Annotated in this window: 15 protein-coding genes; 1 reads left to right on the forward strand and 14 read right to left on the reverse strand. The window is 36.8% G+C overall.

What is annotated here, in order from left to right; all coding sequences use genetic code 11:
• On the forward strand, positions 1-461 hold a 461-nt coding region (locus Q0X72_RS00590; RefSeq protein WP_367180399.1), incomplete at its 5' end, for a Rossmann-like fold-containing protein.
• Between the two features lie 41 nt (positions 462-502).
• Here the strand turns inward: Q0X72_RS00590 and Q0X72_RS00595 are convergent.
• The 14 genes from Q0X72_RS00595 to Q0X72_RS00660 all read right to left on the reverse strand — a co-directional run bounded on the left by Q0X72_RS00595 (position 503) and on the right by Q0X72_RS00660 (position 14,044).
• Positions 503-850 carry a VOC family protein gene (locus Q0X72_RS00595; protein ID WP_297760490.1) on the reverse strand — a complete coding sequence of 116 codons (348 nt, stop codon included), beginning with the start codon at positions 848-850 and terminating at the stop codon, positions 503-505.
• A 70-nt stretch (positions 851-920) separates the two neighbouring features.
• The gene (locus tag Q0X72_RS00600; protein WP_297760494.1) at positions 921-1,709 is read right to left on the reverse strand and encodes a class I SAM-dependent methyltransferase; all 789 of its coding nucleotides are present in this window, start codon (positions 1,707-1,709) and stop codon (positions 921-923) included.
• Positions 1,710-1,749: 40 nt separating this feature from the next.
• The gene (locus tag Q0X72_RS00605) at positions 1,750-2,832 is read right to left on the reverse strand and encodes an ABC transporter substrate-binding protein (protein WP_297760497.1); all 1,083 of its coding nucleotides are present in this window, start codon (positions 2,830-2,832) and stop codon (positions 1,750-1,752) included.
• Positions 2,829-5,774: a two-component regulator propeller domain-containing protein gene (locus Q0X72_RS00610; protein ID WP_297760500.1), complete on the reverse strand. Its 2,946-nt coding sequence runs from the start codon at positions 5,772-5,774 to the stop codon at positions 2,829-2,831. The genes Q0X72_RS00605 and Q0X72_RS00610 overlap by 4 nt, the downstream gene beginning before the upstream one ends.
• 137 nt (positions 5,775-5,911) lie before the next feature.
• The gene (locus Q0X72_RS00615) at positions 5,912-6,421 is read right to left on the reverse strand and encodes a DUF3124 domain-containing protein (RefSeq protein ID WP_297760503.1); all 510 of its coding nucleotides are present in this window, start codon (positions 6,419-6,421) and stop codon (positions 5,912-5,914) included.
• Positions 6,422-6,591: 170 nt separating this feature from the next.
• Positions 6,592-7,086, reverse strand: coding sequence for a hypothetical protein (locus Q0X72_RS00620; RefSeq protein WP_297760506.1), 495 nt, complete (start codon positions 7,084-7,086; stop codon positions 6,592-6,594).
• A 24-nt stretch (positions 7,087-7,110) separates the two neighbouring features.
• Positions 7,111-7,953: a C-GCAxxG-C-C family (seleno)protein gene (locus Q0X72_RS00625; protein WP_297760509.1), complete on the reverse strand. Its 843-nt coding sequence runs from the start codon at positions 7,951-7,953 to the stop codon at positions 7,111-7,113.
• A 211-nt stretch (positions 7,954-8,164) separates the two neighbouring features.
• Positions 8,165-8,458: a hypothetical protein gene (locus Q0X72_RS00630; protein WP_297760514.1), complete on the reverse strand. Its 294-nt coding sequence runs from the start codon at positions 8,456-8,458 to the stop codon at positions 8,165-8,167.
• A gap of 3 nt (positions 8,459-8,461) precedes the next feature.
• Positions 8,462-8,857 carry a hypothetical protein gene (locus Q0X72_RS00635; protein WP_297760517.1) on the reverse strand — a complete coding sequence of 132 codons (396 nt, stop codon included), beginning with the start codon at positions 8,855-8,857 and terminating at the stop codon, positions 8,462-8,464.
• A 269-nt stretch (positions 8,858-9,126) separates the two neighbouring features.
• Complete coding sequence (gene lpxD, locus Q0X72_RS00640) at positions 9,127-10,122, reverse strand: UDP-3-O-(3-hydroxymyristoyl)glucosamine N-acyltransferase (protein WP_297760520.1); 996 nt, start codon at positions 10,120-10,122, stop codon at positions 9,127-9,129.
• A 222-nt stretch (positions 10,123-10,344) separates the two neighbouring features.
• A complete protein-coding gene (gene arsB / locus Q0X72_RS00645; RefSeq protein ID WP_297760523.1) occupies positions 10,345-11,394 on the reverse strand; it encodes an ACR3 family arsenite efflux transporter in 1,050 nt (349 codons plus the stop codon).
• Positions 11,395-11,525: 131 nt separating this feature from the next.
• The gene (locus Q0X72_RS00650; RefSeq protein WP_297760526.1) at positions 11,526-11,918 is read right to left on the reverse strand and encodes a DUF302 domain-containing protein; all 393 of its coding nucleotides are present in this window, start codon (positions 11,916-11,918) and stop codon (positions 11,526-11,528) included.
• A gap of 25 nt (positions 11,919-11,943) precedes the next feature.
• The gene (gene rluF / locus Q0X72_RS00655; RefSeq protein ID WP_297760529.1) at positions 11,944-12,684 is read right to left on the reverse strand and encodes a 23S rRNA pseudouridine(2604) synthase RluF; all 741 of its coding nucleotides are present in this window, start codon (positions 12,682-12,684) and stop codon (positions 11,944-11,946) included.
• A 34-nt stretch (positions 12,685-12,718) separates the two neighbouring features.
• On the reverse strand, positions 12,719-14,044 hold the full coding sequence (locus tag Q0X72_RS00660; protein WP_297760532.1) for an APC family permease: 1,326 nt from the start codon (positions 14,042-14,044) through the stop codon (positions 12,719-12,721).
• Positions 14,045-14,232: the final 188 nt, after the last annotated feature.

The raw sequence follows: 14,232 nt of genomic DNA on the forward strand, positions 1-14,232 counted from the left end.
GGACAGATACAAATCCTAATGCAATTGTAGGATTAACCGAGTTTATGGGCAACACAAAGTTATCCCGAAAGATAGAATTAGATTTTAAACCTCTTTTTGGTAGGTTTGAAAAGCAGACCGAACTAATTGTGTTTAACCCGCCCTGGTTACCGGCATCTCAAAAACTGGATAGTATTGATGAAGCTATTTATTACAATAAGAACCTATTCTCTGATTTTTTTGCAGGGGCAAAACAACGACTTTTACCAGACGGAAAATTGCTACTCATATTCTCTAATCTGGCACAAATAACCAATGTGACCAGGGAGCATCCAATAGAAAAGGAACTTGCCCAAGGTGGCCGATTTCAATTGGAAAGATGCTTTAAAAAGAAAGTGAAGGCCGCTTCTAAAAAAACCAAGCGCGATCTGCATTGGCGTTCTTCTGAAGAGGTAGAGCTTTGGGTACTGACCAACAAGTAAATATTTATTCTACAAGAGTTTTAGATAGTCTTTTCATTATTTTATTTATCGGACCATACTGCTAATTCATTCTCTGAGGGATCAATAAAATGGAATCTACGTCCGCCTGGAAAAGAAAAAATATCTTTTGTGATCTTACCACCAGCGGCTTTGATCTTACTTTTTATCAATTTTAGATCGTTGTGATATAGCACTATCAACGCGCCATTTATAATGTCATTTTCTGTTTTCTCAAAACCACCTTCAAGTCCGCTATCTGAAAAGGATATATACGTTGGGCCATAATCTGTAAAGGTCCAATCAAAGCACTTTGAATAGAATTCCTTCGTTTTTTCAAGATCTTTCGCCTTAAACTCAATGTAATTTATGTGGTTGTCTTTTAGGTCCATAGTTTGATGATTAACCGACTAGAAATAATAGGTGATCAATGTACACAAATGCTCCGGGCATATTGATTCTTTATTTTTTTACCCTGTAACTTGTTAGATAAGTCATTCCGTTAATTGTTGTCTTTTCTGTCTTAAATGTTGAATACAATTTTTGTGAAACTTTGTCGTGGAGCCCGTTGTTCCCAAAAGAATTTAGTAATAGGGTGTAGTTGTCCTTTACAGATAACACTAGATGAGCGAGATCTGATAGAGACATTTCTACCGAAACCGATGTATGTAGCTCCTTTTCAATTTGTATTTGTTTTTGATCCAAACCAGAGAAATTTGTTCGATGGTCATATTCCGATTGTGGATTAGAATCAGCATCAATTTGTAGCATTCTAAGTGCTTCCTCTAGAAACAGTTCAAAATCATAAACCACTATGCCGGAATCCCTAGTACAGACCCTTACCGTTTCATTGAGAATTTGCTGAGATTTTGTGTAGTAAAGAGATCCCGCATATGTCACTACATCAAAAGTATCATCCGCAAATTCTAATTTTTCTCGATGCTGTAATTGGTATGCTACACCTGGGTGTGCGATAGACTTTTCTAACATGTCCTTACTTGGGTCAATACCAATTACCTTTTCGCAAAAATTCGTCAAGGCAATTGCAGAATGCCCTGTCCCACAACCTATATCTAATCCCATTCCATATTTTCCCTGTTCTCCAAAGAATTCAGTTAGGATTTCTGAATGCAGTGAAGGTCTGTATACAGAGTAATGGTATGCGGTACTATGATCATAATCCTTTGTCATGTTTTTCTGCCCCAAGGTGCTATTCGGAATTAATCTTCTACCACTTTCCAGGTACCCCATATGTGCTTACGGGACGATCTGAAGATAGTTGAATCTTTTCTTATTTCCCTTTAACATCATACTTCCTTTGCAATTCTCCCCAGCGTTCCTTCTGGATCTCCTTCATCAAACCAACATTGATCCGGTCAAAATCTGGATGGTTCTTTGGTAACATAAAACTTTGGTAGTGCTCTTTCAAGGTGAAGGGGAGTAGTTTCACCTTTTCATCTAAAGAAAGGCGATTAATATAATACTGCAAAATGGTCCGATCGTATAGCAGTACATCATTTTCTTTTTTGGCAAGTGCTCTTAGTGCAAGTATTGGAGAGGCATACGTTTTATGGACAGGGATATTTTCCTCCAATAAATAGGACTCTCCGGTTGTAGCTCCTACAACCGAAATATTTTTCACCAATCTAATATCCTCGGCATTTTGTATGTCGGTTTGTAATCCACTAATAGTTAGAGTGGAAGCAATTCCTGCAGTAAAACTAGAAATAATGATCACCGCAGTAAACATCCAGATAATTGCTATCGCTTTTCCTATATTCGACTTGGGAGCTTTGTCACCATAACCCACAGTTGTCATGGTTACTGCAGACCACCATAACCCGTCGAAAAGACCTAACACGCCGGGACGAAATTGAAATTTATTGTGCCTTCTTTCAACAAGCCATAGAAAAAAACCAAAAATAAAAATGACAAAAATGAGTAACACTATGATTTCTAAAAAAGGGAGCGAGAAAATATTGCTGACAAAAACGGCCAAGGGAGAGCGGTTTAAGTAAGGGATTGCTACTCCAATACTAGAAATAAAATAGGGCTGAGTCATATCAAACTTATTAACCCGCGAATAATTAACATCCATTGGATTAATGGTTAGATCTATATCCTGATACTCAAGTCTCTTTAAAATACCGACGAAATCAGAATATATTTCATAACGGAAAGTCAGATCGGCAGACTGGGCTATATTTTCCCATAACTCAATACTCAAACCTTCAAAACCATCATCTTCCGTTTTTATTACAAAAGGTGGATTATGGTAAATCCCTACAACAATTGTATCTTTTTCTGCATAGGCCTGCAAATTATTACCCCAAAAGAATAACACGATTAATATGTGAAACCATTGATTCTTCATACCTCTTTTGTTATTTCAGCCTTAATAGAAAAGTAGATAAACTGGGCTAAAATTCTAAACATGACCAGATCATTAGGGTCAAATTGATCTTTCTGGATACTGTAAGCACATAACACTACGGGCTGATCATTCTCTAAGTTAAAAGGAATAAACAATAAAGAACTAAAACGGTAGGCAGCCTTTTCTGCAATGTACATTGTATGCTCCTTATGGAAGTCATTAATTAAGACTTCCTGATTGTTGGACATAGCCCAGCATGTTAAACTGGTTTTAGGGTTGAAGGATTTGCTTCTAAAGGTATAACCACTTCGTTCCTGATTGGAAAACCCCTTATGTACGATTTCATTTTTTTCCTTAAATGCAATTTCAAAAGCATTTATATCAGTAGATTGGTTAACGGCTTTACCCATCGCAGTGATGATGTCATTCCAGGATGCCTTTTTGGGAATTTCCTTGATAAAAAGTTTAAGGGTGTGGATATTCGAATTGGCACTATCCAATTCTTCTTGCTGTTCTCTAAATTCTCGAATCTTTTGATTGAGTTGTGCTTCCTTTATCGCCAACTTTTCATTGGAGTATTTCAAAACTTGTTGCAATCTGCTGAAGCGTTGTTTTACATAGAATCTAAAGTAATATGATATAAATAAGATCAACAGACCAAGCGAACCATAAATGAACCAGGTTTGCAAATAAAAGGGCAGAAATACATTTAACTCAATTTCCAAAGGGGTACTCCATTGGTAGCCTCCAGCTTGTCTAGCTCGTAATTCCAGGTAGTAATCACCTGTTTCAACCTGGGGTAATCCTAGTACATTGTTATTTCCGTTAGATTGCCAGGGCCGTTCTTCCAATATGATCTGTCTATCTTCTTTGGGAACTAGTCTGTATTGGTATTGAACATTTTTAGCCGGAAAGGATAAATTTGTAATGTGCAAGTTGAGCTCATCACCTTTTTTTATTTTTAAAACATCCTTGAAGCCCTTGGTAAATTCACTTTGATCGATCATAATTTTCCTTATCCTAGGCGAATTGGAATATGGAAGGGTTGCCGCAGAACTACGTGAGTATACCAGGCCTTCTGCTGTGCCAGCCCAAAGGCGTCCCTGAGCATCTGTAGTGATACATCGGTAAGCACTAATGACGGCAGGTAATCCTTCTGTCTCCCCTAAAACGGTGGAGGTATTTTGTTGGTGAAAAACCAGTCCTTTAGTGGCCGTGGAGATCCAAATATTATTATTGGAGTAGTGCGTTACTCCCCTTACCTCTTCCTGTCCTAAAATATCATTTTGGATCAGTGTAATTTTTTCAGCATCGTATCGGAGCAAGCCATCTGTAGTTGCTAACCATACGATACCGCGATCGTCAATGGTCAAATCATGGGCTTCAAAATTGAGCATGGCTGTAAAAGGAAGGGCAGGGCTAAGGTTCACAAATTGATCTTGCTCCGGATCAAATCGATACAAGTAACTTTTTTCGCCGATACCAACGGCATATATTTCACCTCGGGCACTTTCTTTTATCGCCAGAACCCTGCTGGAAAAACCTTTCGTCTCATCGTAATACTTAATTTCCCCTTTTGCATTGATTTTTGCGATGCCGATAATGGGTTTATTCAAAGGGGCCTGGCAAAACCAAAGGTTCCCTTTACTGTCCGGGTAAAGATTGAAAATGGCCTCTCCCCGGTCATGGAAATCATCGTATCGTTTAATTATCTTGTTATTGGTATATTTTAATAATTCAACTGTTGGGGTAGATGTGGTAACCCATAGGAACCCGGCCTTGTCTTGAGCAACCGCATTTGCTTGTAATTTGTTATAAACAGGCTCGGCAGTGAATTCATCTTCCTGGGGAGAGATTTCATATAAATAGTTAATGGGTGCCCAGGCTTTCCCATCATTTCCCATAGCTATACTGATAGGGTTATTTAAGGGTAAATTTTTCACGGTTTTGAAAAAGCGTTGCTGGAGCAGCCAAAGTCCGGTATCTGAACCAACCCAAAGTTTATCATTATTACTTTTACTATCCTTAGTTACATAAATTTCATAGATATGTCCAAAATCTAATTCTTCCACCCTGTGAGCTTCATTGGCTCCATATATAGTTTGAGGAGTATCGTTTACATCAGACACTATAAATAACTTTCCTTTCCTGGTCCCGATGATGTATTGATCATTTTGATCTGCATACATCGCAGTAATCTGGTCATTATCTAGCGCAATAGTTTTGAGTGGTTGGAGCTTGTCATCCTGAATTGTATAGACGTGAAGTGCATCGCTACCCACCAAAAGCTGATCCTTGTGAATTAATAGGGATATCCCATTTTTTATATTCAGCTTTTTTTCAAAAGTATCAGTGGCCTTGTCAAAGTAGAATAATCCATCTAATGGACTCAACACCCAAATGCCGCCATTTGGATCGTTATAAATGGCAAGCTTTTCTGCTTTATCCGTTTTGGAAAATCGATAGTTTTTAAAATCTCCTTGTTGCAACCTCCCAATGCTGTGATTGGATTGAGCCAGCCATATGTCTTGATCTTTACCCGGCGTAAAATCATTAGGATAAAAAGGAAGCTCCTTTGTTTCAATTATTGTGCCCTCCAATAATGGAATTACCTTGGGCTGGTTAAGCAAATTGTTAATTTGATAGATGCCCATATCATTAACAAACAGCAAATTATCTCCACGTTCATGGATCTGATGAATGAATTGGCTTTTGGTATGCATGCTAAAAACGTCAAATTGGATTCCATCAAATCGATACAAACCGTTATGACTGCCAATCCATATAAAACCCTCCTGATCCTGAAGTACTGAGGATACCTGGTCAAAAGGGGCTCCGGACTCAGAATTGTATTGAACATAGCTATACTGTTGCGCAGAAATATGAATAGAAATGCCACACAAATAAAGGCAGAGAAGTAATTTGATCAATTTATACAACATCTGAGACTAATATAGAAAAATAATCAGTCGATCTCAGCATACGATCTGAGACCAATGTGTCATTTTATCAACCTGTGTCCAAATGAGTTATAGCTGTTGCAGTAAACCTATTTATACAAATCAAAACAATTGCATTGTTATTTGATCCTTTTTGATTGTGTAGAGAAGGATAATCCTTGCTGCCCCTTAGTTGAACTCATAATTCCTTCGAACAAAGGCACTGGAGAGTTTTTTGGAGTCTTCCATTCAATTAAGAAATTGGATCCTGTTCCGCCTTCAACATCAACTTCGTCTATTATTATTTCCGTTGTTTCCATTGGAGCCATATATATTGGTTGATTAAAGTATGTACGTACAAGCTTTCCGTGAGTATCAAAATATTCTGCTTTAAGCAGGTAAATAGTATCCAGATCGCTTGTATTACGCATACTTACCATGGCGGTCAGATTATGTGTTCTATGTTCAGAATTGCTATAGATCTGCGAATAGATAGAAAGATATGATTTTCCATATTCGAGGGAATCCTTTGAACTAATATCTACCTGTCTTTTAGTCCAATTTTCGGGGTTTGTAGAACTAATTTCCTTTTGCTCATTACACCCAAAAATCAAAATAGTAATTAATAAAATTAGCGTATATTTTTTCATTTCTTTATTTCAATTGACATTCAAGGTTTGTGTATAGTTTGGTGCGTGGTACTAAAGATAGCAAAAGGGACGAACCAATTATACAGCAGCATGGATTTTCTGAAAGGAAAATAAGACGAATTGAATTCTACACATTGTTTGCTCTTGTGATAGCTCTATGATGGGTACTACTAATTACTGAGATTTGAATTCTTTGTTCTAAAATACCACAAGTAATTTAAATCATCATTTTTCAAAATAAAATAAATAGCCACTGATGTTATTATGGTAGCTGGAAAACCCGATCCGATCCCAAGTGGTGTAATTGCCAAGAAAAAAACAACAGCGCCAAAACATGCAAGACGAAATACCCAACCTTTTAGCAACATGCCAATCGCAATTAATCCCTGTCCGAATGCGATAAGCTTAACCATAGTGGTAATGTGTGACTTAAACCATCCATTTATAAAATCAGCGTATAGATCAAAGGGAGAAAAAACTGCATATTCTAAATATTCATTCGGATTATTCTGAGCTGTAGTATAGTTTATCCAGAACGCCCAAAAGAACAATAGAGAAAAAAGCAATCGTGCTAATTTTGGTTTTTGAATAGCGCTAATTAAAAATAGAATAGCAAGGCTATTAGATATTAACCATGGGGTTAAGTATTCTTTTAAAAGTTCCATCTATTTTATTTAGAAAATCATAAATTACGATTTAGCCAGCGTTTCAATCAGTTTACCACAACCACCATTTTTAATAAATTTTGTATGCTCATCTATGCTCTCAAAATGCTCACCTGTTATATCAGAACATAATATTTTTGAATTCGTTGCTTGATAGAATATGTTTAGTGTTTTTTTTGAATATGGGTTTTTCAAAGGTGATTTCTTTAATTCTTCTCTACACCAAATAAGAGATTTCATCCAAATGGCTGCACTCAATGCACCACATGCTGCACCACTTAAACCAAGTCCGCCAGCGAAACCTGCAACCATAATCATTTCTTCATCACTTGCGCCCATTTTTCTAGCAACTTCTGTGGCACAACTCATACATTCATTAGCTGATAAAATTTCTTTGTTTGACACCCCTTCAATTGCTGATTTTACTGCTTCTGGTGCCCATTGCTCAGCAAGGTTAAAACAGTGTAAGAATCTGCCGGAGAAAAAATACTTAGCCATACTCAATTTATTTGAAAAGTCACAATGAGTAATATCGCTGCAATTAATTGTGTTTTCTCTTTTTGAAAATGATGTCATTATTTTTTGTGTGGCATTAACGGCAACAGCAATTGCTTTATTTTGATCTTCGCATGTTCTGTATGCTTCTGCACCTACTGCTAAAGAAGCTCCCCAAAGCATTCCACATTGATGGCCTTTCTGCATTATTCCTCCTGCCAATGAATCAGCAGCACGTTCTTCCAGTTCTTTTTGATGACCAAATTCTCGGTTTAAAATATAGAAAAAGGTACGAGAGCATGTCCCCAACTTCCTAAACACTTTTTTTCCGTCTTTAGGACCATCGTTAATATTATATACAGCAGGATCCATTTGAATGTATTGTGATTTATATCAAGTAAGATATATAGGATTCATACGTAATCCTATGACATTCATCAGTTTACAGAGATGGGTTAAGTGGCCAACGGTCTTGTATCGGCAAAGTAGCGTGCAGATTAGTGCGATCTTATTTGGAAATATAAATGTATAAAAAAACGTAAGTTTTAGTTGCCTGTGCTTGGGGAGTTATTTTATTATAAATTCATTTTTTAACGTATTCAATTAATTCTAAAACTATAAAGTCAACTAAAACAATTACGGCAATTATCAATACCCAATGCCACCATTTTAATTTAATATTCTTTGCAATCTTAATCTCAATAAATGTCCAGAGAGCAAAATAAATATACCAGATCCACCACGTACTGACCTCATAAAAGAGAAGTAAAGCCATTCCAATTGTAAATACAATCATTACAAAAACGAAGCGCTTAATTTCTTTTTTTTGCATTTCATCAGGACCTGTATTCCTGGTTTCTGTTTTGCTGCTTCCCATAGTTTATTTCTGCTCCAATTCTTTGTTCCTTGTAAAGGCATAAATAAGAAAGCCTCCAAATGCAATTGCAAGCAGACCACTTAAAGGAGCAAAGGGTACGACTTCAGGAATAAGTGAGGAAATAAAGTGTTTAAAATTCTCTTGACCAATGAAAATTAAAATAATGGCAGCCAGAATGAACAGGTAACCAAAAAATTTAATTACGCCTGTATATCTTGATTCATTTGCAGCCACGATAAATAAAATACCAAAAACTAATCTCACCACTATAGCAGTTATATATAGCGAGGTGTTTTCCATATTATTTTCTATCCAACTTATAATGATCTCTGGCTTAATTAGCAATGATATACCTAAAAGAAGCATTAGTATTCCAAATAATTTGACAGCTAATTTCATGATAGGAATTATTATAAATTGGTTTATTTTTTATGACCACCAAGGTGTTTGTGTATAATTTGCTATACAAGTTCGCAACCATTGTGTGTTGCCTACGGTATAAGTTAGTAAAAAGGAACTGTATTTAGGAAATAAGACAGGATTTCCATGACACACTTCAATCACTTTCTGGCAATAAATTATCCATAGAATTGCAAGTAGTGATTTATCCGAGTTTGAATTATTCGGCTCAATATCTTGTCAATTTTCAATAGTAAAGTGAAGCAATACTATTGATTTTTCATAAACCGTCTTACAGCGACCCATTGTTTTAGCATATCTCTGGCATCTTGCGCAGGGTACCCTAAAACAGTTTTTCCTGCTTCCACATCATTCATAACTCCAGAGCCCGCACCAACTGTAGCACCAGAATGTATGGTGGTATGGTCTTTTATAGAGGCACTTCCGCCAATAATAACGCCATCACCTAAAGTAACAGAACCTGCAAGTCCGCTATGCCCTGCCATAATACAAGAACGCCCCATAATACTGTTATGCGCTATTTGTACCAGGTTGTCTATTTTACAACCATCACCAACAATAGTAGAGCTGAATTTGGCTCTGTCAACACAAGAATTGGCCCCAATTTCAACGTAATGCCCAATTATGACGTTACCTATCTGTGGGATCTTTACCAGTCCCTTGCCATCGTCACTTGGTCTATACCCAAATCCATCAGCCCCAATACTTACATTGGTATGAAAAATACAATGACTACCAACAATACAGCGTTCACGTATAATAGTCCCGGACCAAACAACAGTGTTTTTACCGATAATGGTTTCATCAAACACACAAACATTTGGGTATAAAATTACACCGCTTCCTAATTCAACATCCTTACCTATATAACAGTTTGCACCAATCTTACAGCCATCACCAATTTTTGCGGTTTTATGTATCACGGCAGTTGGATGTATATCTGTGTCAAAAACAGGTGCTGGCGGATTAAAAAGCTCCAATATTTTTGCCATAGCTAAATCGACATTTTTTACTTTGAGAAAAGCACGGTTGTCGCCAGGGTCAATATCTGAATCATAACTTATAAGGGCAGCGCAGGCCTTTGAATCTGGCCAAAACTTGGCGTATTTTGCACTTCCTATGAATGTGATCTGATTGCTGCTTGCTTTTTGTATTTCCTCGGGCCCTTCAATTTTTTGGCTGGTATTACCGATTAATTCACCTTTTACAATGTTGTTGATTTCACTTATGGAGTAAGATGTCATTTGTAATTGTATGGATTGATTAGATAGTTGTAAAGTAAGCAAAAAAGTGAACTCTGTATTATTTTTGAAATTGAACAGCCTGAAAAAACACTCGTTTTAATAGCATTTATTTTTTGTTGACAATTGTTTGTTATAAAAAGTAGGGGAGTACTCAAAGATAAAAAACCTTGAGCATTGTTTATATACGTTGTTAGCCACTGTATTTTTCTGTTCTGCCTGATTTTAAGCGTGGGCTTTTCCGTAGTACTTTTTCCGTAACCAAAATGAAACCCGAACCAATAAAATCAGCGCGGGAACTTCAACCAAAGGACCAATAACTCCTGCAAATGCTTGTCCTGAATTCAAACCAAAAACGGCTATGGCAACTGCAATTGCCAATTCAAAGTTATTTCCTGCTGCTGTAAACGCAACCGAAGCGGTTTTGTCATATTCTGCACCCGTTGCTTTTGTAAAGAAAAAGCCAATGATAAACATTAAACTAAAATAGATTAGAAGTGGAACAGCGATGATCAATACATCCATGGGAATTTCAACAATCAACTCTCCTTTTAACGAGAACATTACTACTATAGTAAATAAAAGTGCAATCAATGTCATTGGTGAAATAGTTGGAATAAATTTTTTCGTATACCATTCTTCGCCTTTGAGTTTAACCAAAACCAATCGGCTCAAAATTCCCAAAACAAACGGAATACCTAAATATATAGCTACACTTTCCGCAATGGTAATAATTGAAATATCCACGATTGCACCGTCAAATCCAAAATAGGGCGGAAGAACAGTAATAAAGATCCAGGCGTAAAAACTATATGCAAAAACTTGAAAAATACTGTTTAATGCTACTAATCCTGCACCGTATTCGCTACTACCTTCGGCAAGGTCGTTCCAAACGAGGACCATTGCAATGCAACGGGCCAACCCAATCAATATGAGTCCAACCATATACTCAGGATAATCCCGTAGAAATGTGATTGCCAAAACGAACATTAAAACAGGTCCAATTATCCAATTGAGGATTAGTGATATAGAAAGGATCTTTGTGTTTCTGAAAACTTTTGGCAAAAGCGAATAATTGACCTTTGCCAATGGGGGATACATCATTACAATTAATCCGATGGCAATGGGGATATTTGTAGTTCCTCTACTGAAAGAGTTTATGATGTCTGGAAATGAAGGAACAAAATACCCAATTCCTATACCCAACGCCATTGCAATGAAAATCCAAAGTGTCAGATAACTGTCGAGAAAACTTAATTTTTTATTGGAGGCCATATTTTAGAATAGATATGAGAGAAAAGGAAAATAGTTATGCGAATTGGCTTTTCAGCTTGTGGGTAACGGCTTTGCAGATGAACCAATAGCCAAAAGGGCTGTGGTTTAGTTGCGTTGTTGAAATGCGGTTTTTAATTCAAATTCTCTATTACGTTTAAAAGTTTTTGCCGGACCTCCAGAGCAAGGCTCCCTAAAGTTTCGTTTTCAACTGCACCCATAGAAGCAATAGGATCCACAACGGAAACTTCAACTTCTCCATTTTCATGTTCTTCAACTATTACATTACAGGGAAGAAGTACACCTATCTTATCTTCACTTGTCAATGCTTTATGAGCGAAATGTGGATTACAAGCACCTAGTATTTTGTATTTTTTAAAGTCCACATCAATTTTCTTTTTTAGAGTTTCTTTCACATCTATTTCGGTTAATATTCCAAAACCTTCATTTTTCAATTCAGCTGTTACTCGTTCGATTGCATCATCGAAGCTTTTTCCAACCAAGACTTTGTTAAAATAATAGCTCATAGTTTTTAATATTTAATATTTTACACTAAGTGATCTCTTCGTTTGTTTTAGACGAATCAGATAAAAGTTCATGAATCTCACTAAGTTCCTTCTTCGTTAAATGTCGCCATTTACCAATAGGGATATCTAAATTAATATTCATTATACGATAACGTTCTAATTGGCGAACACTGTTACCCAGATGTTCACACATACGTCTGATTTGCCTGTTTAGACCCTGGGTAAGGATAATTCTAAACCGGAATTTATCTATCTGTTCCACAAAACATTTCCTCGTAACTATTCCTAAAACAGGAACACCGTTACCCATTTTGTGTATAAACGATTTTGTTATAGGTTGTTTTACGGTGACAAGGTATTCCTTTTCATGATTATTTCTGGCACGAAGAATTTTATTTACTATATCGCCATCGTTCGTTAACAAAATTAAGCCCTGACTATCTTTATCTAGCCTTCCTATAGGGAAAATACGCTCGGGGTAATCAATATAGTCAATTATATTATTTTTCTCTCTTCGTGTGTCTGTCGTACAAACAATTCCCCGTGGTTTATTAAAGGCAATGTAGACCGGTATATTTTCTTTGCCAGTAATAAGTTTACCGTTTAAACGAATTTCGTCTTTGGAGGATACTTTACTTCCAATTTCCGCGACTACACCATTTATTGTTACCTGCTTTAGCCCAATCAACTTATCAGCCTCTCTGCGCGAACAATACCCAATTTCACTAAAATACTTATTTATGCGAACCAACTTCTTATCTTCCATATGTTCACTAAAATTGCTTACTACAGTTTTGGCTTTATTCTTTTTTATAATACTCTTCCCTTTTTTTGATCCATTTCATCACAAAATAGATTACACATATTGCGGTAATAAATATAACGGTTGATATTATTTCCCATGTACTTAAGCTGCTAAGTAACCAAACAATGGATGCAATGCCAATAAATGGAATTACCAATCCGCCGGGTACTTTAAATGTTTTTTCGGAGACATCCTGCTTCTTCATTCTTAATTTGACAGTAGCTAAAATAACAAAGAGGTAAATAAGAAGTATAGCGGCACTTGCCAGTATGGCCAATTGTTTAAATCCGCCAGAAATAGAAAAAAGAAAGATCATTGCTGCGAAGCAGATTATGGACCAGTATGGTGTAGCAAATTTTGGATGAATTTTACTAAGAAATTTTGGAAATAGCCCGTCATTTGCACCGGCGAATAATACACGGGGAGTATTCAGAACATCGGTGCTAACAGCACCAAAACAGGAAATTGCAGCGGCAATCAAGAGTATAGTGCCGCCTAAAGAACCAACAATTCTTTCTGCAACTGCTGCTAAGGGTGCATCTTGGACAGATTCCATCTGCTGCCCCAGAACACCCAGAGTTACTGTCTGCAATAGCAAATACAGGATAAGTACCAAGGCACCACCAATCATAATTCCCAGTGGAATAGTGCGTTTCGGGTTTTTTATTTCACCACTCACGCCAAGTGCAGTTTCGAAGCCGGCAAATGCAAAAAACAAGACAAGGGTTGTGTTGCCAAATGTATTGATCGTAGGTAAATGTTCCCAATGGAGGTTCCCTTCATTAATAAGGCTGAAACCGAAGATAATAATGCCGATCAATGGGAGTAATTTTATGATAGTAATCCCCTTTATAAAAGCAACGCCTTGTTTTGCACCGCGAATATTTGTGAGTACCAAAAAGGCGAGGAGAACAAAATATAATAAACCGCGTATCCATGGATCTGAGAAAACAGGGAAAATTACGGCAAGGGAATCTGCAATAATATTCATTAGTGCAGCACTACCTAGTATGCTCCAGCCAAAAACGGCCAGCCAGTTCACTATAAACCCTGCAAAATCTCCAAATGCAGCTACCACATAAGCATAACTTCCACCAGAATTTGTAATACGTGTTCCTATCTCTGCATAACAAAGCATTATGGCTGCCATCATAATACCACAAAATACATAAGCGAATATGCTGAAGGCACCCAATTCAACACCTACAATTGCGGGCAAAGCAAAAATACCCGCACCTACTGTTATATTAATAATATTAAGTGACAATCCTGTTACACCTACTACACGTTTTAATTCTTTATCACTATTGGTTTTGGCCATGAATGTTGAGTCTAGTGGATTACGCTATATAAATATAATAGGATAGAAGAATACTTGGCATAAATAAGGGTTAATCCTTTTATTATAAATCAGTTTGTGTTCTGTGAATGGATTTATGATTGCAGTTACGATCTCGGCTATGATTTGCTTGCGCTGTTCGCTACGCTCCGAACGTCAGGCCTTGGCTT

Origin of the sequence: uncultured Muriicola sp. (genome assembly GCF_947258935.1) — a bacterium.
Taxonomy (GTDB): domain Bacteria; phylum Bacteroidota; class Bacteroidia; order Flavobacteriales; family Flavobacteriaceae; genus Muriicola.

What these genes read in the sequence shown, in the direction of transcription:
- Q0X72_RS00595 (WP_297760490.1), bottom strand. Translation starts at nt 850, where the DNA reads ATGGACCTAAAAGACAACCACATAAATTACATTGAGTTTAAGGCGAAA.
- Q0X72_RS00600 (WP_297760494.1), bottom strand. Translation starts at nt 1,709, where the DNA reads ATGGGGTACCTGGAAAGTGGTAGAAGATTAATTCCGAATAGCACCTTG.
- Q0X72_RS00605 (WP_297760497.1), bottom strand. Translation starts at nt 2,832, where the DNA reads ATGAAGAATCAATGGTTTCACATATTAATCGTGTTATTCTTTTGGGGT.
- Q0X72_RS00610 (WP_297760500.1), bottom strand. Translation starts at nt 5,774, where the DNA reads ATGTTGTATAAATTGATCAAATTACTTCTCTGCCTTTATTTGTGTGGC.
- Q0X72_RS00615 (WP_297760503.1), bottom strand. Translation starts at nt 6,421, where the DNA reads ATGAAAAAATATACGCTAATTTTATTAATTACTATTTTGATTTTTGGG.
- Q0X72_RS00620 (WP_297760506.1), bottom strand. Translation starts at nt 7,086, where the DNA reads ATGGAACTTTTAAAAGAATACTTAACCCCATGGTTAATATCTAATAGC.
- Q0X72_RS00625 (WP_297760509.1), bottom strand. Translation starts at nt 7,953, where the DNA reads ATGGATCCTGCTGTATATAATATTAACGATGGTCCTAAAGACGGAAAA.
- Q0X72_RS00630 (WP_297760514.1), bottom strand. Translation starts at nt 8,458, where the DNA reads ATGGGAAGCAGCAAAACAGAAACCAGGAATACAGGTCCTGATGAAATG.
- Q0X72_RS00635 (WP_297760517.1), bottom strand. Translation starts at nt 8,857, where the DNA reads ATGAAATTAGCTGTCAAATTATTTGGAATACTAATGCTTCTTTTAGGT.
- lpxD (WP_297760520.1), bottom strand. Translation starts at nt 10,122, where the DNA reads ATGACATCTTACTCCATAAGTGAAATCAACAACATTGTAAAAGGTGAA.
- arsB (WP_297760523.1), bottom strand. Translation starts at nt 11,394, where the DNA reads ATGGCCTCCAATAAAAAATTAAGTTTTCTCGACAGTTATCTGACACTT.
- Q0X72_RS00650 (WP_297760526.1), bottom strand. Translation starts at nt 11,918, where the DNA reads ATGAGCTATTATTTTAACAAAGTCTTGGTTGGAAAAAGCTTCGATGAT.
- rluF (WP_297760529.1), bottom strand. Translation starts at nt 12,684, where the DNA reads ATGGAAGATAAGAAGTTGGTTCGCATAAATAAGTATTTTAGTGAAATT.
- Q0X72_RS00660 (WP_297760532.1), bottom strand. Translation starts at nt 14,044, where the DNA reads ATGGCCAAAACCAATAGTGATAAAGAATTAAAACGTGTAGTAGGTGTA.